We start from the raw sequence: 16,877 nt of genomic DNA on the forward strand, positions 1-16,877 counted from the left end.
ATATAGCTAGGAAATATTTATCCCAATACCCACAAATTCAATAGAAAACAAAACATAAATACCACAGAGGCAATACCATTCGTGGTCATAAAAGCGCGATCCACTTTACTTAAATCGGTCGGGCTCACAATACGGTGCTGATAGATCAGCAGTCCGCCGTAGCAAAGCAAGCCTACATAATAGGGCCAGCTAACTGGTATATAGAACAAAGGCAACAATACAAACACAAAAGACAATACGTGTAGCAAAGTCGAAATCTGTAAGGCTTTGGCTGCGCCAAAACGCGCGGGAATAGAATGCAATCCATGCTCCCGATCAAAGGATTCGTCTTGCAATGCATAAATAATATCGAACCCACTCACCCACGTTAAGACCGAAAGACCGAAAAAAATTGGAACGATATGAAACTGTCCAGCTACCGCTAAATAGGCGCCAACAGGAGCTAATCCCAAACCTAAACCGAGTACCAAATGGCACAACGGCGATATACGTTTCATGTAGGAATAAAACAACACCACGAATAAGGCAATCGGCGCTAAAAATAAACACAGCGGATTGATAAAATAGGTAGCGACAATGAATATCACACAGTTGACTATGGTAAAAATAAGCGCTTCGTGCGGAGCCACTCGCCCTGCGGGAATGTCACGTACCGCGGTACGCGCGTTCAAAGCGTCGATATCACGATCTAAATAGCGGTTGAATGCCATGGCCGAGTTGCGAGCAGTTACCATGCAGACCAACATGAGCACAAATAAGAGCCAATCAAAGTGAAACAAGCCCATCGAAACCGCTAAGAAAAAACCAATAATCGCAAAGGGTAGTGCAAAAATACTATGTGCAAAAAGCACTAAAGACAGGTACTTCTTCATACTTTTGGAGGCAATACGAAGTTTTCATTAATATCACCAATGGTATTCAACAACTCATCACAACCGATTTTCGTTTCCGAAGACGTTAGGAAGTGAGGTGGGATCTCTTCAAACCATTGTTTTAGAGCACGGCGAAATTTGGCGATGTTTTGGTCGGATTTTACGCCAGAATGTTTATCGGCTTTGGTGAAAACCAACATAAAAGGCAATCCTTTTTCTCCCAACCAATACACAAAATCCAGATCTATTTTCTGAGGCTCATGCCGGCTATCGATCAATACAAAAACACATTGCAACGTTTCACGACGAGTCAGATAAGCACGAATGAATTTCTCCCAATCTGCACGATTCTTTTTCGAAGTTTGTGCAAATCCATACCCCGGAAGATCGACCAAGTACCAATTATCATTAATCAAAAAATGATTAATCAACTGTGTTTTTCCTGGTTTTTGAGACGTTTTGGCCAAATATTTTCGCCCCGTAATCGCATTAATGAGCGAGGATTTACCCACATTGGATCGACCAATGAAAGCATACTCTGGCTTATCAGGCTCGGGTAATTTATCGATTTGTGTATTGCTGCAGATGAACTCTGCCGTTTTGATCAACATATGCAAAGGTAGCATTTCTCGCCGAAAACGGTAGACAACCACTCGAAACGGCTTGTATAAACAAAAATATCGCGTAGGTCGAGATATTTTCAGTAATTTAAGCCTCGAAAAAACCAATCTTATCCATGTTAGACATTCGCAACATTGTGAAACAATACGCCAACCACCGCGCGTTGGACGATGTTTCTCTTTTCGTGCCCGAAGGGCAAATATTCGGCCTATTAGGACCCAACGGTGCCGGAAAAACTTCGCTTATTCGTATCATTAATCAAATTACAGCGCCAGATGCTGGTGAGATTTTCTTTCAGGGAGAGCCATTACAACCCAAGCACATCAGCCGCATTGGGTACCTCCCTGAAGAACGCGGATTGTACAAGAAGATGGAAATCGGCGAACAGATGATCTATCTGGCGCAGCTCAAAGGTTTGCCCAAAGAAGAAGCGAAGAAGAAAATAAAATATTGGTTCGAAAAGCTACAAATCGAAAGCTGGTGGAAAAAGAAAGTCGAAGACCTGAGTAAAGGTATGCAGCAAAAAGTGCAGTTTGTCGCGACGGTATTGCACGAGCCAGAATTGATTATCTTGGATGAACCTTTTTCGGGATTCGACCCGGTCAATGCACAAATTATACAAGAAGAAATACTGGAGCTGAATAAAAAAGGTGCGACCATCATCTACTCTACCCACCGCATGGAATCGGTAGAAGAATTATGTGATCAAATTGCATTGATTAATAAATCGAAAAAGATATTGGATGGCGCGGTCAAAGAAATAAAAGCCAGCCACAAAAACCAAACCTACAAGCTTAGTTATACGGCCAAAGATTCGGCGGAACTACTACAAAGCAATAACGAACTGTACAATATACTGGATCAGACGGAAGACGATGGCGAACATACGGCCAAAATACAGATCTCCTCTTCTTATAATCTTAATGATGTATTGTCATTTCTGATTCCACAAATCAACATCAACCAAATTTTGGAAATAGTACCTTCTATGAACGATATCTTTATCGAGCAGGTCACTAACATTAAAAAGTTTTAAGCATCCGCCATGAACAAAATATCTCTCATCATACAGCGCGAATACCTATCTCGGGTGCGCAAAAAATCATTCTTGTTGGTTACCTTTTTGGTACCGGTATTCTTCATCGCACTTTATGCGGGGATCTTTTATCTCACCAAGAAAAGCTTTGAAGATACTCATGCTACCGTCTTTGTACTGGATCAACAAGGCGGCATCGGCGAGCAGCTCGAAAATAATCGCAACATTACGTATAGCAAATCTAACGTTGAATTGCAGGAGCAGATCTCCGAGATCAAGGGCAAGAAAGACAATATCAATATATTGATCATTCCCGCGGATTTCTACAACAGCAAGCGTATTGAGCTACTATCTTCGGGCAAGCCAAATATATCCACGCAAAATGAGGTAAAAAGTAACTTAACGAGTATTTTGCAAGCGCATCAATATTCGGAATTAGGTGTAGATCCTTCGATCATTCGCGATTTGGATTCCAACATTCGCATTACATCAAAAGAATTGACAGAAACGGGAGATACCAAAGATAGCGACACGCGTGTGGCGATGGGAATATCTATTGCATTAGCATTTTTGGTATATCTTTCCCTGTTTTTATATGGTACGCAGGTTATGCGCGGCATTATCGAAGAAAAGTCAAGCAGAATTGTCGAAGTCATCATTTCCTCAGTCAAACCTTTTCAACTCATGATGGGTAAGATTGTCGGAATTGGATTGGTGGGTTTGACGCAATTTCTATTGTGGGTAATCTTAAGTGCAGGTCTACTCTCTGCGGCCTCTCTATTTATGGATAATTCGAAGGAAATGACGGCATCAGTACAATCGGCTCCGGGTATGCCACAGGCAGATATGGCGGAAACTGCAGGCGGTTTTGATCTAGACGTCGCTTTGGGATCCATTGACTTTCCCGAACTATTGATCTGTTTCTTTCTGTTTTTCTTGGCCGGTTATTTATTGTACAGTGCGCTATTTGCTGCTGTTGGATCTGCGGTGGACAATGAAACGGAAACGAATCAATTTATGATGCCGATTACCATGCCCTTGCTATTAGCATATGCCTTATCGTTTGGTGTGATTGTCAATGATCCGCATGGTTCGATTGCAACTTGGCTCAGCTTTATCCCGCTCACGTCTCCTATCGCGATGCTCGTACGTATACCATTTGATGTTCCACTTTGGCAGATCGTAACTTCCTTCGCACTGTTAGTGTTAGGATTTATATTCACCACTTGGGTGGCAGCACGTATCTATCGCGTGGGAATCTTGATGTACGGTAAGAAAGTCACTTTTAAAGAATTAATCAAGTGGTTCAATTATAAGCGCTAATCGAAGATACCAAATACGAGAAACGGCCTAATCATGTTGAAATGATTAGGCCGTTTTCTTACTTGAAAGTAAAGAATCGTTGATTATAAAATCAAAATCAACAACAAGATAATGATGATAATAGCACCTACTGATAAGTAAACACCACCACCTAATGCTTTTGATTCTTTTTTCAATTCTTTCAATTCTTTTTTCATGGCCTTGCGCTCTGCTTTGGTCATATTACTGCGATCCATCGCTTTGATCTCGTTTACGCGAGCTTCAATCTCAGAAATACGAGCTTCTGTAGCAGGATCTGCCGTTACTTCTTTAGCAGCAGGCACATCGTTTGCCAATACAGGTTGTACAAAAGTGATCGCGCAAAAGATGGCAATCATCGAAAAATAAAATTTTGATCTCATAAGGTCTTATTTTTTTGATCTAATTATGTTGTCTTGTAGGTGTAAACAACAATTCGTCCAAAATTGTTTATGAACAGCTTAAAATTTTAAAAAATTTCATAAAAAGAAAAAGGGAGGCTCTCCGGGCCTCCCTTTTGTGCGCTATCAAAAACAGAGCGCAAATATTATCTTAACTACAATTTGTCGTTAGAGTTAACAGCGTTCAATTCCTCAAACGCTTGCTTCAAACGAGCCACAAATGCTTCTTCGCCTTTGCGCAACCACACCCGTGGATCGTAGTATTTCTTGTTTGGCGAATCAGCTCCTTCTGGGTTACCAATTTGCGCTTGCAAATAATCATGGTTCTTCGCATCGTACTGGCGAACGCCATCCCAGAATGCCCACTGCATATCTGTATCGATATTCATCTTGATCGCTCCGTAAGAAAGTGCTTCGGTGATCTCCTCTGGAGAAGATCCTGAACCACCATGAAATACGAAGTTCACTGGTTTTTGCGCATCCAATTTAAACTTCTCACGGATATATTCTTGAGAGTTGTTCAAAATAACTGGTTGCAATTTTACATTACCCGGTTTGTATACACCATGTACGTTACCAAAAGCAGCGGCTACCGTGAATTTATCTGAAACTTTAGATAACTCTTCGTATGCATAAGCTACCTCTTCTGGTTGCGTATACAATTTAGAGCTGTCTACGTCTGTATTATCTACACCGTCTTCTTCACCACCTGTTACACCAAGTTCGATTTCGATCGTCATACCCAGTGGTTTCATGCGCGCTAAGTACTTCGCAGAGATTTCAATGTTTTCTTCTAATGGCTCTTCAGAAAGATCCAACATATGAGATGAAAATAAAGGTTTGCCGTGTTGTGCATGGAATTTTTCACCCGCATCTAACAACCCGTCGATCCAAGGCAATAACTTTTTTGCTGCGTGATCGGTGTGCAAGATTACCGCTACGCCATAATGCTCAGCTAGTAAGTGCACATGTTGTGCTGCGGATACAGCGCCTAAAACGCATGCTTTAAGATTATCGTTGTTAGCAGTTTTACCAGCATAGAACTGTGCACCACCGTTAGACAATTGAATAATAACTGGTGAATTAACCGCTTTTGCTGTTTCCATCACCGCATTCAATGAATTTGTACCAATAATATTAACGGCAGGCAATGCAAATTTATGTTCTTTAGCTTTCTCGAACAGTTCTTGTACCTGATCTCCTGTCAATACACCTTTAAAATCTTTTAGGCTCATATGTGTTTTGAGATAAATAATTAAAAATACTTTTGTCTTTAAAGATACGGAAAAATACATCATATAAAAATCATAGTGTAAAATATACACTATTAAATAAGCGATTTTATTAGCGTTATTTATGGCTTGTCAGCACGAACTCATAATTCATATTGTATCGCCAACCACCCTTTACTTATGGTCAAAATCCTGTATCTTTGTCCTTAGATGAAAGTGAATAATTTATTAGAGCGTGCTTTACAATTCGACTTCCTGACGCAAGAGGAAGGAGTTTTTCTGTATCATCATGCGGCGACAGCCGACCTAGCTTATGTGGCCAATGAATTGAGAAAAATTCAAGTACCACATGGCAAAGTCACCTGGCAAATCGACCGTAATGTGAACACCACCAATGTGTGTATCGCCAACTGTAAGTTTTGTAACTTTTTCCGTCGCCCAGGCCACGAAGACAGCTATATCACCGACATCGAAACTTACAAACAGAAGATTGAAGAAACGTTCAAGTTTGGTGGCGACCAATTGCTATTGCAAGGTGGTCATCACCCAGATCTAGGATTATCATTTTACAACAACATCTTCAAGGAGCTCAAATCACTATATCCAAATCTAAGATTACATTCTTTAGGCCCACCCGAGATTGCACATATTTCTAAATTAGAAAACATGTCGCATATCGATGTCCTCCGCTCATTAAAAGAATCTGGCCTAGATTCCTTACCAGGCGCTGGAGCCGAGATACTAAATGATCGTGTTCGTAGATTGATTTCCAAAGGAAAATGTGGTGGACAAGAGTGGTTGGATGTGATGCGTGCTGCACACAAAATTAATCTGCCGACCTCCGCAACTATGATGTTTGGCCATATTGAAACGATTGAAGAACGCTTCGAACACCTCGTTTGGGTGCGCGAAGTACAACAGGAGAAACCAGAAGGTAATTATGGTTTTGTTGCATTTATTCCTTGGCCATTCCAAGATGATGGCACTTTATTAAAGCGTCTTCGTGGCATCACCAATAATGTGACTGGTGATGAATATATTCGTATGATTGCGCTCAGCCGTATCATGCTGCCCAATATCAAAAACATCCAAGCTTCTTGGCTTACCGTCGGTAAGCGTACCGCACAGTTATGTTTACACGCTGGTGCGAATGATTTTGGATCGATTATGATTGAGGAAAATGTAGTATCTGCTGCTGGAGCACCGCACCGCTTTACTTCTACTTCGATCCAAGAATCGATCAAAGAGGCAGGCTTCGAACCACAGCTACGTAACCAAGTATACGATTTCCGTGCTATACCAGAGCACATGGAAGTACAGGTGATCGATTATTAGGTAAAAAAATATTTCTAATAAACTTTAAAAGGGCTTGTAAATAGAATACAAGCCCTTCTTTTATCTCCGCCAATCTCACTACCCTATTGCTACGAGCACCATCCACAAAGAGAACATCGCAAACAAGTCTATAACTACTTGACTAACAGACTATAATTTTTCAAAAAAAAGTCGCTAAATTTATTTTTCTTCTATATTTTTACAAAAAAAAGAGAGAGCTAATCAATGGAAAACGTGATGGAAACGATGGAAAAAAGTTTACTAGAAGACGAGAAATTACTCAGCTTTGATGGACCTGAAGACGACGATAGTGACTTCGATGATGACTTGGATCTCGAGGGATTGGACCTGGGTGGCGACGACGATTTCGACGACGACGACTTTTAAACAGTGGTTACAAGTACTAATCTAGTACCAGCTATTTAGTAGCTAGCATCTTGTACAAAACAAAAAGACAGACGCTGTGGTCTGTCTTTTTGTTTTAGAGATATTATCTTTTATGTAATTGCTCGTAAAGATCAATTACTTTCTTTTGCAAATCGATCACCTCAAGTTCACGCGTTTGCAATCTTTTGCCTAACTCTTTCATCTCTTCTTGTACGCCTTTACTTTCTTCAGAATCCGCATCAGATAGCAACAACACTAAGCTAAGCTCAAAAAGGTTGGCAATTTGATTTAAACGAGAAAGATTAACGTCAGTAATACCTGTTTCGATTTTTGAAAAAGCCGGAATAGAGATATCTAATCTCTTGGCTACATCTTCTTGACTCCAGCCTCGCTGATGTCTTAAAAGTCTAATTTTTTTTCCTAATGTGTTCATAGATAAATTTTGTACTCTTTTGTTTATAGCAGATAGAGCAAATTTAACTAAAAAATATAAAACACAGAAATAAAATAAGAAAATTCTACGCCTCTTTCAAAAATTTATCGGCAAGACTAGCCATATTCACGCCATTATGAGTGTTTGAACTCATAAAGAGCAAGTTATACCCATTTGAACGAAAAGATTCCAAAAACGTTTCTAACTCCTCTATATCGCTGATAATGTGGAATGAAGGGTGGTCAAACGCTTTAGCAAGATGATCCTCCAGAACGCCCTTCGTAATGTTTTTTTCTTTGTATGAATTTATATTAACGAATGCTACCGCATGATCTGACTCTTGCATACTGTGCTGGTACTGCTTCATCAGGTCTTCTTCTATCGCATCATAAGGATTTAGTTCGATAAAAGTAACCAACGCTTTGGCCGGAAACTGCTCTTTAATAGCATGTATACTCGACTTTATTTTGGCTGGGCTATGGGCGAAATCTTGATAAACCACACTACCATTGCCGCTGGCCACAAATTCTAAATAACGAATCGAGCTTTTAAAATCTTGAATCGCATGATAGAATTCATTTCTTTTCACGCCTAGCCATTCGCATACCGTATATGCTCCGACGATATTCGAAAGATTGTGTTTCCCAAAAACTTTTAAGGAATAATCATGACCACAAACCGACACAGACGTCACCCCTTTGTTAATCGTGTACTCTGGCATTTTATAGCCATGTCGATTTATCTTGAGATCCTTGGTCTCTTCTAGAATCTGGTGCAGGCTCACATTGTCTTTATTGTAAATCAATGTGCCCTTCGGCGTAATACTTTCGATAAATTTTCGAAATTGCTCAAAGTAATCCTCACTAGATATTACCGTCCGAAAGCTGTCCCATTCTATACCAGTTATCAGCGCGATATTGGGGCGATATAGATGGAATTTAGAGCGATTATCCAACGTAGAAGCGTAATATTCATCCCCTTCGATGATAATAAGCGGACTGGAATTAGTGAGCTTCACCAAAGAATCAAACCCTTCTAACTGCGCACCCACTAAATAATCGAACTCTACCTGCATCTTCTTCAACACATGCATAATCATGCTAGTCACCGTCGTTTTACCGTACGTCCCTGCAATCACCACGCGTGTCTTGTTGATACTTTGTTCGTACACAAATTCAGGATATGAATAGATCTTCACTCCGATTTCACGCGCTTTTTTTAACTCCGTATTATCATCTAAGGCATGTTTGCCTAAAATGATCGCATCCAGCTCCTCGGTAATCTGATCTGGAAACCATCCTAACTCCGCCGGAAAAAGATGGGCTTTTTCCAGACGTGACTTCGACGGCTCTACAATCTGATCGTCCGATCCGGTGATCTGATGACCTTGCTCAGCCAAATTAATGGCCAAATTATGCATGATACTACCACCTATCGCTATAAAATGTATGCGCATATCCTTCCTATCCTATCTAGCTAATTTTTCACAAACATCGCCGAACACCAACGATCTACGACGTGGTGATTGTTGCAGATCAAACCAAAAGATTGTGCCTTTTGTTTTAATAGCTCCAAATCCTCGCCCTCATAAAAGCCTGACACATAAAGTTTGCCACCGGCAATTAAGCTTTGGCTATAGCTCTCCATTTGATCCAATAAAATATTGCGATTGATATTGGCCAATATCACATCAAATGAACGGCCATCAATCTGCTCTTGTGAACCTAACGCCGTCTCTATATTCATGACGTTATTCAACGCACTATTCTCGATCACACTTTGTACACAGATCTCATCATAGTCGACCGCGAAAATAGATTGAGCTCCGCGTTTTGCTGCCGCAATAGCCAGAATGCCCGTACCACAACCCATATCCAGGACCGATTTGCTTTCCAGATCAGCATTTAGCACGTAAGAAAGCATCATCGCCGTTGTTTGATGATGTCCAGTACCGAAAGACATCTTCGGGTCGATCACAATCTCATACTCGTAATCAGGTTGTGGATTATGAAAAGTAGCACGAACGTACAGACGTTCGTCGACCGTGATGGGCTGAAAGTTACTCTCCCACAGCTTATTCCAATTTTGATCTTCTATCTCCTGCACTTCATAATCTACCTGATATGCTGTTGCTTCGCGAACCAATAAGCTCTCTAACGCTGGGATATCTAGATTAGCTGCCGGAATATAAGCTACGAATCCGCTCGTAGAATCTTCGAACGTATCGTAGCCTATATCGCCTAATTCAGCAATCAGCAGATCTTTTTGCCAAGCCTCCATATCGGAGGATGAAAAAGTAACTGACGTATATTTCATATATTATTTCGCGTTGAATACCTTCACGATATCCAAAAAGTCACGTGATTTTAACGACGCACCACCAATTAGGCCACCATCGATATCTTTTTGCGAGAATAAGCTTTCTGCATTAGATGGGTTACAGCTTCCGCCGTACAAGATCGATGTATCATCGGCAACTGCTTCGCCATACTTTTCTGCTACTGTAGCACGGATAAAAGCATGCACTTCTTGCGCTTGCTCTGGAGAAGCAGTCAATCCTGTACCAATTGCCCAAACTGGCTCGTAAGCCAAAACAACTTGTGCAAATTCTGTCGCTGAAAGATGGAATAATCCTGCTTCCAATTGCGTCTTGATCACATCAAAGAAACTTCCAGACTCGCGTTCTTCTTTGGTTTCGCCGATACAGAAGATAGGTTTCAACTGATGCTTCAAAGCAGCATTTGTTTTGTCTGCCAATAAAGCATCCGTTTCCTTAAAAAACGCACGACGCTCTGAATGACCTAATATAACGTACTCTGCACCAACAGATTTCACCTGTAAAGCAGCAATCTCGCCTGTGTATGCACCAGATTCTGCTTGATGGATGTTTTGCGCACCAAAGTGTACATTACCTACCCCTGAAGAAAGTTTTGCAATACTAGACAAATGAATGGCTGGACTGCAGACCACTACTTCTTGAGCACCGATCACTTCGTCTTTTGCCATGTTGACAATTTCGGAGAACAAGCTTACACCTTGCTCATAGTCTAAATTCATTTTCCAGTTTCCTGCAACGATATTCTTACGCATAATTTTTATTTTGATAATTTGTATAAATACTCTTTTCTTACATTTTCTGTATCAGCATGCTGATACTCAAAGATACGGGAATCCACAGGATTCATCGTATTAATTTTTTTCGCATCCCGCCGTTGCATCATCGCCAGAAACTTATCCAAATGATACGCTTCGGACCGATCGTCGGTAAGCCAAGCAAAATCTGGCACAAATTTAGGCACAAATTTAGATATAGCTATTTGCGCGCCTACACCAATCACCGTGCCCGTCGTAAAGCGCGTATGAATAGCTACCATCGTAAAATCGCCCATGATCAGACCACATTTTTGCAAACCTGTATTGCGATAATCTTTTTCAGCATAATCGTACAATGATACATTCTTCCAATCATTTCTCAGATTGGAATTGGACGTACCAGCCCCCAGATTACAACCTTCGCCGATAACAGCGCAGCCTAGATAACCTTCATGGCCTTTTGCTGAGTTACCCCAAATCACCGTATTATTAATCTCACCACAAACCGTAGATCCAGGCCCGATCGTCACATTAGGATAGATACGAGCTCCCGTTTTTACGCGAGCACCCGCGCAAATCGCAGCCGGACCTTTGATGTATACTCCATCTTCTATTATTGCGCCAGCACCAATATAGATCGCCCCATCTTCGCTATGCAAGGTCACACTACAAAAGGTATGTGCTCCTTCCATCAGGATCTTATCGCCATGATAGGTATTTCCTTGTGGCAAAGTCTCAACTGAAGAATAATGATCGATATGCCGCAAATCTGCGCTAATCTCGGCCGCATTGGCCATAAAAATATCTTCCGGATAGTGAATGAATTGTACAAATTCGCGGAATGCCACCGCTTGCAGAGTAGAAATATCTGATTCTGAGAAAATGCCTGTAGTATGGATATGGCAGGCTATCCATTGCTCTTCTTGCATCAATACAGAGCCGATTGGCAAAGCAGCTATTGCTTTGAATAAGGCATCGGTGGGCAACACATTACCTTTAATGATCACGGCTGATTTGGCTTCGGGTAGCTGCTTACCGTATTTCTCCATCAAATAATCAGCTGTGAGGTAGTATATTGACCTATCGCCAGCAAATGATCTCCATTTTTGGGCAATCGTAAAAATACCGACTCGAAGATCTGACACTGGCCTTGTGGCAACCAAAGGTAACAATTGCTCACGCCAAGATGCATCATCAAACAGAAAGATCGTCTCAATCATAGGCTAAAGATACAAAACTAAAATGCAGGTATCACATTTATGGAATGGATACAGCAAATATGCCATTGACAATTCACAAAAAAAGTCTCGACCAATATACGATCGAGACTTTTGTATGTAGACATCTGTTTTACCAGAAAATTACTTCTTGTTGTAACGGCTACGGAATTTATCAATACGACCAGCCGTATCAACCAATTTCATTTTACCTGTATAAAATGGGTGTGAAGTATGTGAAATCTCCAATTTGACCAATGGATACTCGTTACCATCTTCCCAAGTGGTCGTTTCTTTAGTATCTACACATGATTTTGTCAAGAAAGAATATTCGTTAGACATATCTTTGAAGACAACTAATCTGTAGTTTGATGGATGCAAATCTTTTTTCATTTTATGTTATGATTACTTGTATACTCAATAATTGAGGTGCAAAGTTAACGTATTCCACAAACATAATCAAACATTTTGAACAAATATTATCCTACAAAATTTTGATTGTAGCTTCTAAAGCGTGCTACGCATTTTTAAACCAATTTACCCCTTAAATTTCCTAAGTTTGCAGTTGATAAAAATAAGAAAAGAAAATTATATGGCACTTTCCGCACAGGAACAGCAACGCAGGCAAAACCTTCAGGGCATTATTGATCTAGGGATCAATCCCTACCCTGCTGAGGAGTTTGAGGTCAATGTAACCGCAGCCGATATCACGGAGAACTACGAAAAAGATAAGTTAAACTATAAGAATATCAGTTTTGCAGGACGCATCATGAGCCGCCGAATCATGGGCAGCGCGTCTTTCGTAGAACTACAAGATTCTACCGGACGCATTCAAGCTTACGTAAAGCGTGATGATATCTGCGCCGGAGAGGATAAGGCATTATATAATACCGTTTTCAAAAAACTATTGGACATCGGTGATATTATCGGCATACAAGGACATGTATTCACCACGCAAACTGGTGAAATCAGCATTCACGTACAGGAACTAAAAGTGCTTACCAAAGCATTGCGCCCATTGCCAATCGTAAAAGAGGCGGATGGTAAGGTATATGATGCTTTTACCGATCCAGAGCAACGCTACCGTATGCGTTACGTGGATCTAATTGTGAATGCGCAAAACAAAGAAATCTTTGTAAAACGTACGAAGCTATACAGCGCGATGCGTCGCTTTTTTGATGACGCCGGTTATATGGAGGTAGAAACTCCGGTATTGCAATCTATACCAGGTGGTGCAGCCGCTCGTCCGTTTGTAACACATCACAATGCCTTGGATATTCCACTTTATTTGCGCATCGCGAATGAATTATACCTAAAACGCCTGATCGTCGGCGGATTTGATGGCGTATACGAGTTTTCGAAAAACTTCCGCAACGAAGGAATGGATCGCACGCACAATCCAGAATTCACCGCGATGGAAATCTACGTAGCATACAAGGATTACAACTGGATGATGGACTTCACCGAGAAACTATTGGAGCATTGCGCGATAGCGGTGAATGGCACAACGGAAGCTACCTTTGGCGAACACAAAGTCGACTTTAAAGCGCCTTATGCTCGCGTTACGATGACCGATGCTATTAAGAATTTTACAGGCTTTGATATCTCTGGCAAATCAGAACAGGAGCTTCGCGAAGCAGCGTTGGGAATGGGCATCGCTGTGAACGAAACGATGGGCAAAGGAAAGTTGATCGATGAGATCTTTGGTGAGAAATGTGAAGGTAACTTCATTCAACCAACCTTCATCACGGACTATCCTATTGAAATGTCGCCACTGACGAAAAAGCACCGTAATAATCCAGAGCTAACAGAACGCTTCGAATTAATGGTCTGTGGTAAAGAAATTGCCAACGCGTATTCGGAGTTAAATGACCCAATCGATCAGCGGGCTCGTTTCGAAGATCAAATGTCGCTCTCTGAAAAAGGCGATGATGAGGCGATGTTTATTGACCAAGATTTCTTACGGGCATTGGAATATGGTATGCCACCTACTTCAGGCTTAGGTATCGGCATGGATCGCTTGATTATGTTCTTGACCAATAATCCTTCCATTCAAGAAGTATTATTCTTCCCACAAATGCGTCCAGAGAAAGTAAGCAAGGTATCCACCGAAGAGGAGTTTGCGGCGTTAGGCATCCCAGCTGGTTGGGTTCCGGTTTTGCAAAAGATGGGTTTTGAAACAATCGAATCATTGAAAGAAGCCAATCCTAATAAAGTATTTAATGACTTGGGCGGGATGCGCAAGAAATTAAAACTAGATCTGTCCATGCCTTCTAAAGAGGAAGTAACCGCTTGGTTTGCGGCAGCGCAGTAAACCACCAGCGCAACCAGCATAAAGAAGGGGCGAACATCTTGATGTTCGCCCCTTCTTTATGCTTCTACTTTCTTACTGGCTGTAGTATCTGAAGCCTTACGGCCTTCTGTTCTTTTTCCCGGCCTACTTGTTCCGTAAGACCCTGTAATGATTTTTCCTCTTTTCGTTTTCTTATCACCTTTACCCATAGTTTTTAGTTTTAATGAACATTAAGATTTAAACTCTATATCAGCAATGTATTAATTTATGATGAAAGATGCAAATGAGCACCCTAGATGAAAGCCCTCATATACGAAAGATATTTACGATGTATCAAAAAAAATCCCGCTTCCTTTCGGAGCGGGATTACATATTCTTTCAACAAAAACCTTAGCCGCGACTATTGTAGTTTGGCGCTTCTTTGGTAATTTGAATATTGTGTGGATGCGATTCACGTAAACCGGCACCCGTGATTTTCACAAATTGTGCTTCTTGCAAGCGTTCAATACTTGCTGCGCCGCAATAACCCATCGAAGCACGCAATCCGCCGATGTATTGGTAGACAACCTCCGCTAATGTACCTTTGAATGGTACGCGACCAACAATACCTTCCGGCACGAGTTTCTTGATATCCTCTTCCACATCTTGGAAGTAACGATCTTTAGAACCTTTTTCCATCGCTTCTACCGAACCCATTCCACGGTATGATTTGAACTTACGCCCTTCATAGATAATCGTTTCGCCAGGCGCTTCTTCCACACCGGCAAAAAGAGAACCCGCCATAATTGTATTTGCACCAGCTGCAATTGCTTTAGCAATATCACCCGTTTGTTTGATACCACCATCTGCAATCAATGGTACACCCGTTCCTTTCAATGCTTTTGCCACTTCATATACGGCGTATAATTGAGGAACACCAACGCCCGCAATAATACGTGTCGTACAAATAGAACCCGGACCAATTCCCACCTTTACTGCGTCCGCACCAGCATCAGCCAAATCTTTTGCTGCTTGACCTGTCGCTATATTACCGACGATCACTTGCAAACCTGGATAAGCTGCTTTTACTTCTTTTAATTTATTGATCACACCCAACGAATGACCATGTGCAGTATCGATTGTTACTACATCCACGCCAGCTTTCACCAAAGCGTCTACGCGTTCTATCGTATCATGCGTTACGCCAACGGCTGCTCCGACTAGCAAACGCCCGTGCTCATCTTTCGCCGCATTGGGGTAATGTCTGTATTTTTGAATATCTTTAAAGGTAATTAAGCCTTTCAACACACCGTTGCTATCAACAACAGGAAGCTTCTCGATCTTATAATCGTGCAGGATTTCTTCAGCACGGATCAAATCAGTTCCTTCTGGAGCAGTCACCAAATTAGCTTTGGTCATCAACTCGGCGATTGGGCGCTTCATATCTTTCTGAAAACGTAGATCCCGATTCGTTACGATACCTTGCAATTTCCCTTCCGTATCAATCACAGGAATACCACCAATTTTGTGGTCACGCATAATCTGGAAGGCATCACCAACGGTAGCATCCGTCGTTAATGTCACTGGATCTTGAATCATGCCACTCTCCGAACGCTTCACCTTGCGTACTTCGGCAGCTTGCTCTTCGATCGTCATATTCTTATGCAACATGCCAATACCGCCCGCTTGCGCAATAGCGATAGCTAGATCGGCACCCGTGACGGTATCCATCGCGGCAGATACTAAAGGAATATTAATTTTGATTTTACGCGTCAGATAGGTACTCGTATCAACATCGCGAGGTAGAATTTCCGAATAAGCTGGAATTAATAATACGTCGTCGTAAGTAAGTCCTTCTGCTACAAATTTGTGTGGGTCTAGTTGCATGGGCAAATATCTAATGGGATTTCTATTTGCCAGACAAAAGTACTGAATAAATATGATTAAATCAAGAAAGCATAAATTTTATTATATAGGAAATCGTGAAACACATGCAAAAAACCATTTCTGGCAAGATAATTGATCAATGGTCGCCAATATCTATCACAATTTTATTACGTTATCAAATTACATTAACTATGAAAAAGGTACTACTATCATTAGGCGCTGCAATCGCAATGGCATTTGGGGTGCAAGAGGCTAAAGCGCAAACTCCTTACGGAACAGCTCTTGGTCTAGGAATTGACTTAGGCGACGGAACTACGTTTGTAGGGCCACAAATCAAGCACAATTTTGGTGGATTTAATGCTGGTAACGCTCAAGTATTGTTTGGCGGCGGTGCTACGGTATTAGGTGTAGATTACTCGTACAACAAAGCAATCCCTGGTGCGAGCGGATTGAACTGGTACTTAGGTGTTGGTCCTCAAGTAATGTTTGCTAACGAAAGATCATATTTTGCCATTCGCCCAGCAGCAGGTCTAGAATTCAAAGTGCCACAAGCTCCTTTAGCCATGCACTTTGACTGGAAGCCTTGGTGGAATCTAACGACAAGATCAAACTTCGAGCCTGCTCGTTTCAGCATCGGTTTGAAATTCACATTGAACTAGTATACAACTTTAAAAGCTTTAAAACGCTCCTTTTGCCAAGCAAAAGGAGCGTTTTGTTTTGGCGTCAGCCTGTAATTATGGGCAACACAAA

18 protein-coding genes are annotated in these 16,877 nt (G+C 41.4%); 6 read left to right on the forward strand and 12 right to left on the reverse strand.

Going from position 1 to position 16,877, the window contains the following annotated elements; genetic code table 11:
• Window positions 1-17: 17 nt before the first annotated feature.
• On the reverse strand, window positions 18-872 hold the full coding sequence (locus GKO22_RS06625) for a 4-hydroxybenzoate octaprenyltransferase (RefSeq protein ID WP_166333434.1): 855 nt from the start codon (window positions 870-872) through the stop codon (window positions 18-20).
• Window positions 869-1,483, reverse strand: coding sequence for a ribosome biogenesis GTP-binding protein YihA/YsxC (gene yihA, locus GKO22_RS06630; protein WP_166333436.1), 615 nt, complete (start codon window positions 1,481-1,483; stop codon window positions 869-871). The genes GKO22_RS06625 and yihA overlap by 4 nt, the downstream gene beginning before the upstream one ends.
• A gap of 125 nt (window positions 1,484-1,608) precedes the next feature.
• Between yihA and GKO22_RS06635 the strand changes: the two genes are divergently transcribed.
• Together GKO22_RS06635 and GKO22_RS06640 are read left to right on the forward strand one after the other, a co-directional pair.
• The gene (locus GKO22_RS06635; protein ID WP_166333438.1) at window positions 1,609-2,529 is read left to right on the forward strand and encodes an ABC transporter ATP-binding protein; all 921 of its coding nucleotides are present in this window, start codon (window positions 1,609-1,611) and stop codon (window positions 2,527-2,529) included.
• A 9-nt stretch (window positions 2,530-2,538) separates the two neighbouring features.
• Window positions 2,539-3,852, forward strand: a complete 1,314-nt coding sequence (locus GKO22_RS06640; RefSeq protein WP_166333440.1) for an ABC transporter permease — start codon at window positions 2,539-2,541, stop codon at window positions 3,850-3,852.
• A gap of 83 nt (window positions 3,853-3,935) precedes the next feature.
• On the opposite strand, the gene GKO22_RS06645 is transcribed toward GKO22_RS06640, so the two are convergent.
• A complete protein-coding gene (locus GKO22_RS06645; protein WP_166333442.1) occupies window positions 3,936-4,253 on the reverse strand; it encodes a hypothetical protein in 318 nt (105 codons plus the stop codon).
• Between the two features lie 173 nt (window positions 4,254-4,426).
• Window positions 4,427-5,506 (reverse strand): class II fructose-bisphosphate aldolase, encoded by a 1,080-nt coding sequence (gene fbaA / locus GKO22_RS06650; RefSeq protein ID WP_166333443.1) that lies wholly within the window; start codon window positions 5,504-5,506, stop codon window positions 4,427-4,429.
• 207 nt (window positions 5,507-5,713) lie between these two features.
• Between fbaA and GKO22_RS06655 the strand changes: the two genes are divergently transcribed.
• Window positions 5,714-6,838 carry a CofH family radical SAM protein gene (locus GKO22_RS06655; RefSeq protein ID WP_166333445.1) on the forward strand — a complete coding sequence of 375 codons (1,125 nt, stop codon included), beginning with the start codon at window positions 5,714-5,716 and terminating at the stop codon, window positions 6,836-6,838.
• A gap of 225 nt (window positions 6,839-7,063) precedes the next feature.
• On the forward strand, window positions 7,064-7,225 hold the full coding sequence (locus GKO22_RS06660) for a hypothetical protein (RefSeq protein WP_166332963.1): 162 nt from the start codon (window positions 7,064-7,066) through the stop codon (window positions 7,223-7,225).
• A gap of 103 nt (window positions 7,226-7,328) precedes the next feature.
• Here GKO22_RS06660 and GKO22_RS06665 read toward each other — a convergent pair whose 3' ends face one another.
• From GKO22_RS06665 to GKO22_RS06690, 6 genes are all read right to left on the reverse strand, one after another.
• Window positions 7,329-7,658 carry a helix-turn-helix domain-containing protein gene (locus tag GKO22_RS06665; protein ID WP_166333447.1) on the reverse strand — a complete coding sequence of 110 codons (330 nt, stop codon included), beginning with the start codon at window positions 7,656-7,658 and terminating at the stop codon, window positions 7,329-7,331.
• An 85-nt stretch (window positions 7,659-7,743) separates the two neighbouring features.
• On the reverse strand, window positions 7,744-9,114 hold the full coding sequence (locus GKO22_RS06670; protein WP_166333449.1) for a Mur ligase family protein: 1,371 nt from the start codon (window positions 9,112-9,114) through the stop codon (window positions 7,744-7,746).
• A gap of 20 nt (window positions 9,115-9,134) precedes the next feature.
• Window positions 9,135-9,974 (reverse strand): 50S ribosomal protein L11 methyltransferase, encoded by an 840-nt coding sequence (gene prmA / locus GKO22_RS06675; protein ID WP_166333451.1) that lies wholly within the window; start codon window positions 9,972-9,974, stop codon window positions 9,135-9,137.
• Between the two features lie 3 nt (window positions 9,975-9,977).
• Window positions 9,978-10,748 (reverse strand): triose-phosphate isomerase, encoded by a 771-nt coding sequence (gene tpiA / locus GKO22_RS06680; protein ID WP_166333453.1) that lies wholly within the window; start codon window positions 10,746-10,748, stop codon window positions 9,978-9,980.
• A 5-nt stretch (window positions 10,749-10,753) separates the two neighbouring features.
• Entirely contained in the window at window positions 10,754-11,971 is a 1,218-nt protein-coding gene (locus GKO22_RS06685) for a putative sugar nucleotidyl transferase (protein ID WP_166333455.1), read from the reverse strand.
• A 141-nt stretch (window positions 11,972-12,112) separates the two neighbouring features.
• Window positions 12,113-12,361 (reverse strand): type B 50S ribosomal protein L31, encoded by a 249-nt coding sequence (locus tag GKO22_RS06690; protein ID WP_116774508.1) that lies wholly within the window; start codon window positions 12,359-12,361, stop codon window positions 12,113-12,115.
• Window positions 12,362-12,560: 199 nt separating this feature from the next.
• On the opposite strand from GKO22_RS06690, the gene lysS reads away from it, so the two are divergent.
• Window positions 12,561-14,282: a lysine--tRNA ligase gene (gene lysS, locus GKO22_RS06695; RefSeq protein WP_166333457.1), complete on the forward strand. Its 1,722-nt coding sequence runs from the start codon at window positions 12,561-12,563 to the stop codon at window positions 14,280-14,282.
• Window positions 14,283-14,338: 56 nt separating this feature from the next.
• Here the strand turns inward: lysS and GKO22_RS06700 are convergent, their stop codons facing one another.
• Both GKO22_RS06700 and guaB read right to left on the reverse strand, forming a co-directional pair.
• Window positions 14,339-14,470, reverse strand: coding sequence for a 30S ribosomal protein THX (locus GKO22_RS06700; RefSeq protein ID WP_166333459.1), 132 nt, complete (start codon window positions 14,468-14,470; stop codon window positions 14,339-14,341).
• Window positions 14,471-14,651: 181 nt separating this feature from the next.
• Window positions 14,652-16,127 (reverse strand): IMP dehydrogenase, encoded by a 1,476-nt coding sequence (gene guaB / locus GKO22_RS06705; RefSeq protein WP_166333461.1) that lies wholly within the window; start codon window positions 16,125-16,127, stop codon window positions 14,652-14,654.
• Window positions 16,128-16,318: 191 nt separating this feature from the next.
• Here guaB and GKO22_RS06710 point away from each other — a divergent pair, with 191 nt between their 5' ends.
• On the forward strand, window positions 16,319-16,786 hold the full coding sequence (locus tag GKO22_RS06710; RefSeq protein WP_166333463.1) for a hypothetical protein: 468 nt from the start codon (window positions 16,319-16,321) through the stop codon (window positions 16,784-16,786).
• Window positions 16,787-16,877 lie beyond the last annotated feature (91 nt).

Origin of the sequence: Sphingobacterium chungjuense (assembly GCF_011316935.1) — a bacterium.
GTDB classification, from domain to species: domain Bacteria; phylum Bacteroidota; class Bacteroidia; order Sphingobacteriales; family Sphingobacteriaceae; genus Sphingobacterium; species Sphingobacterium chungjuense.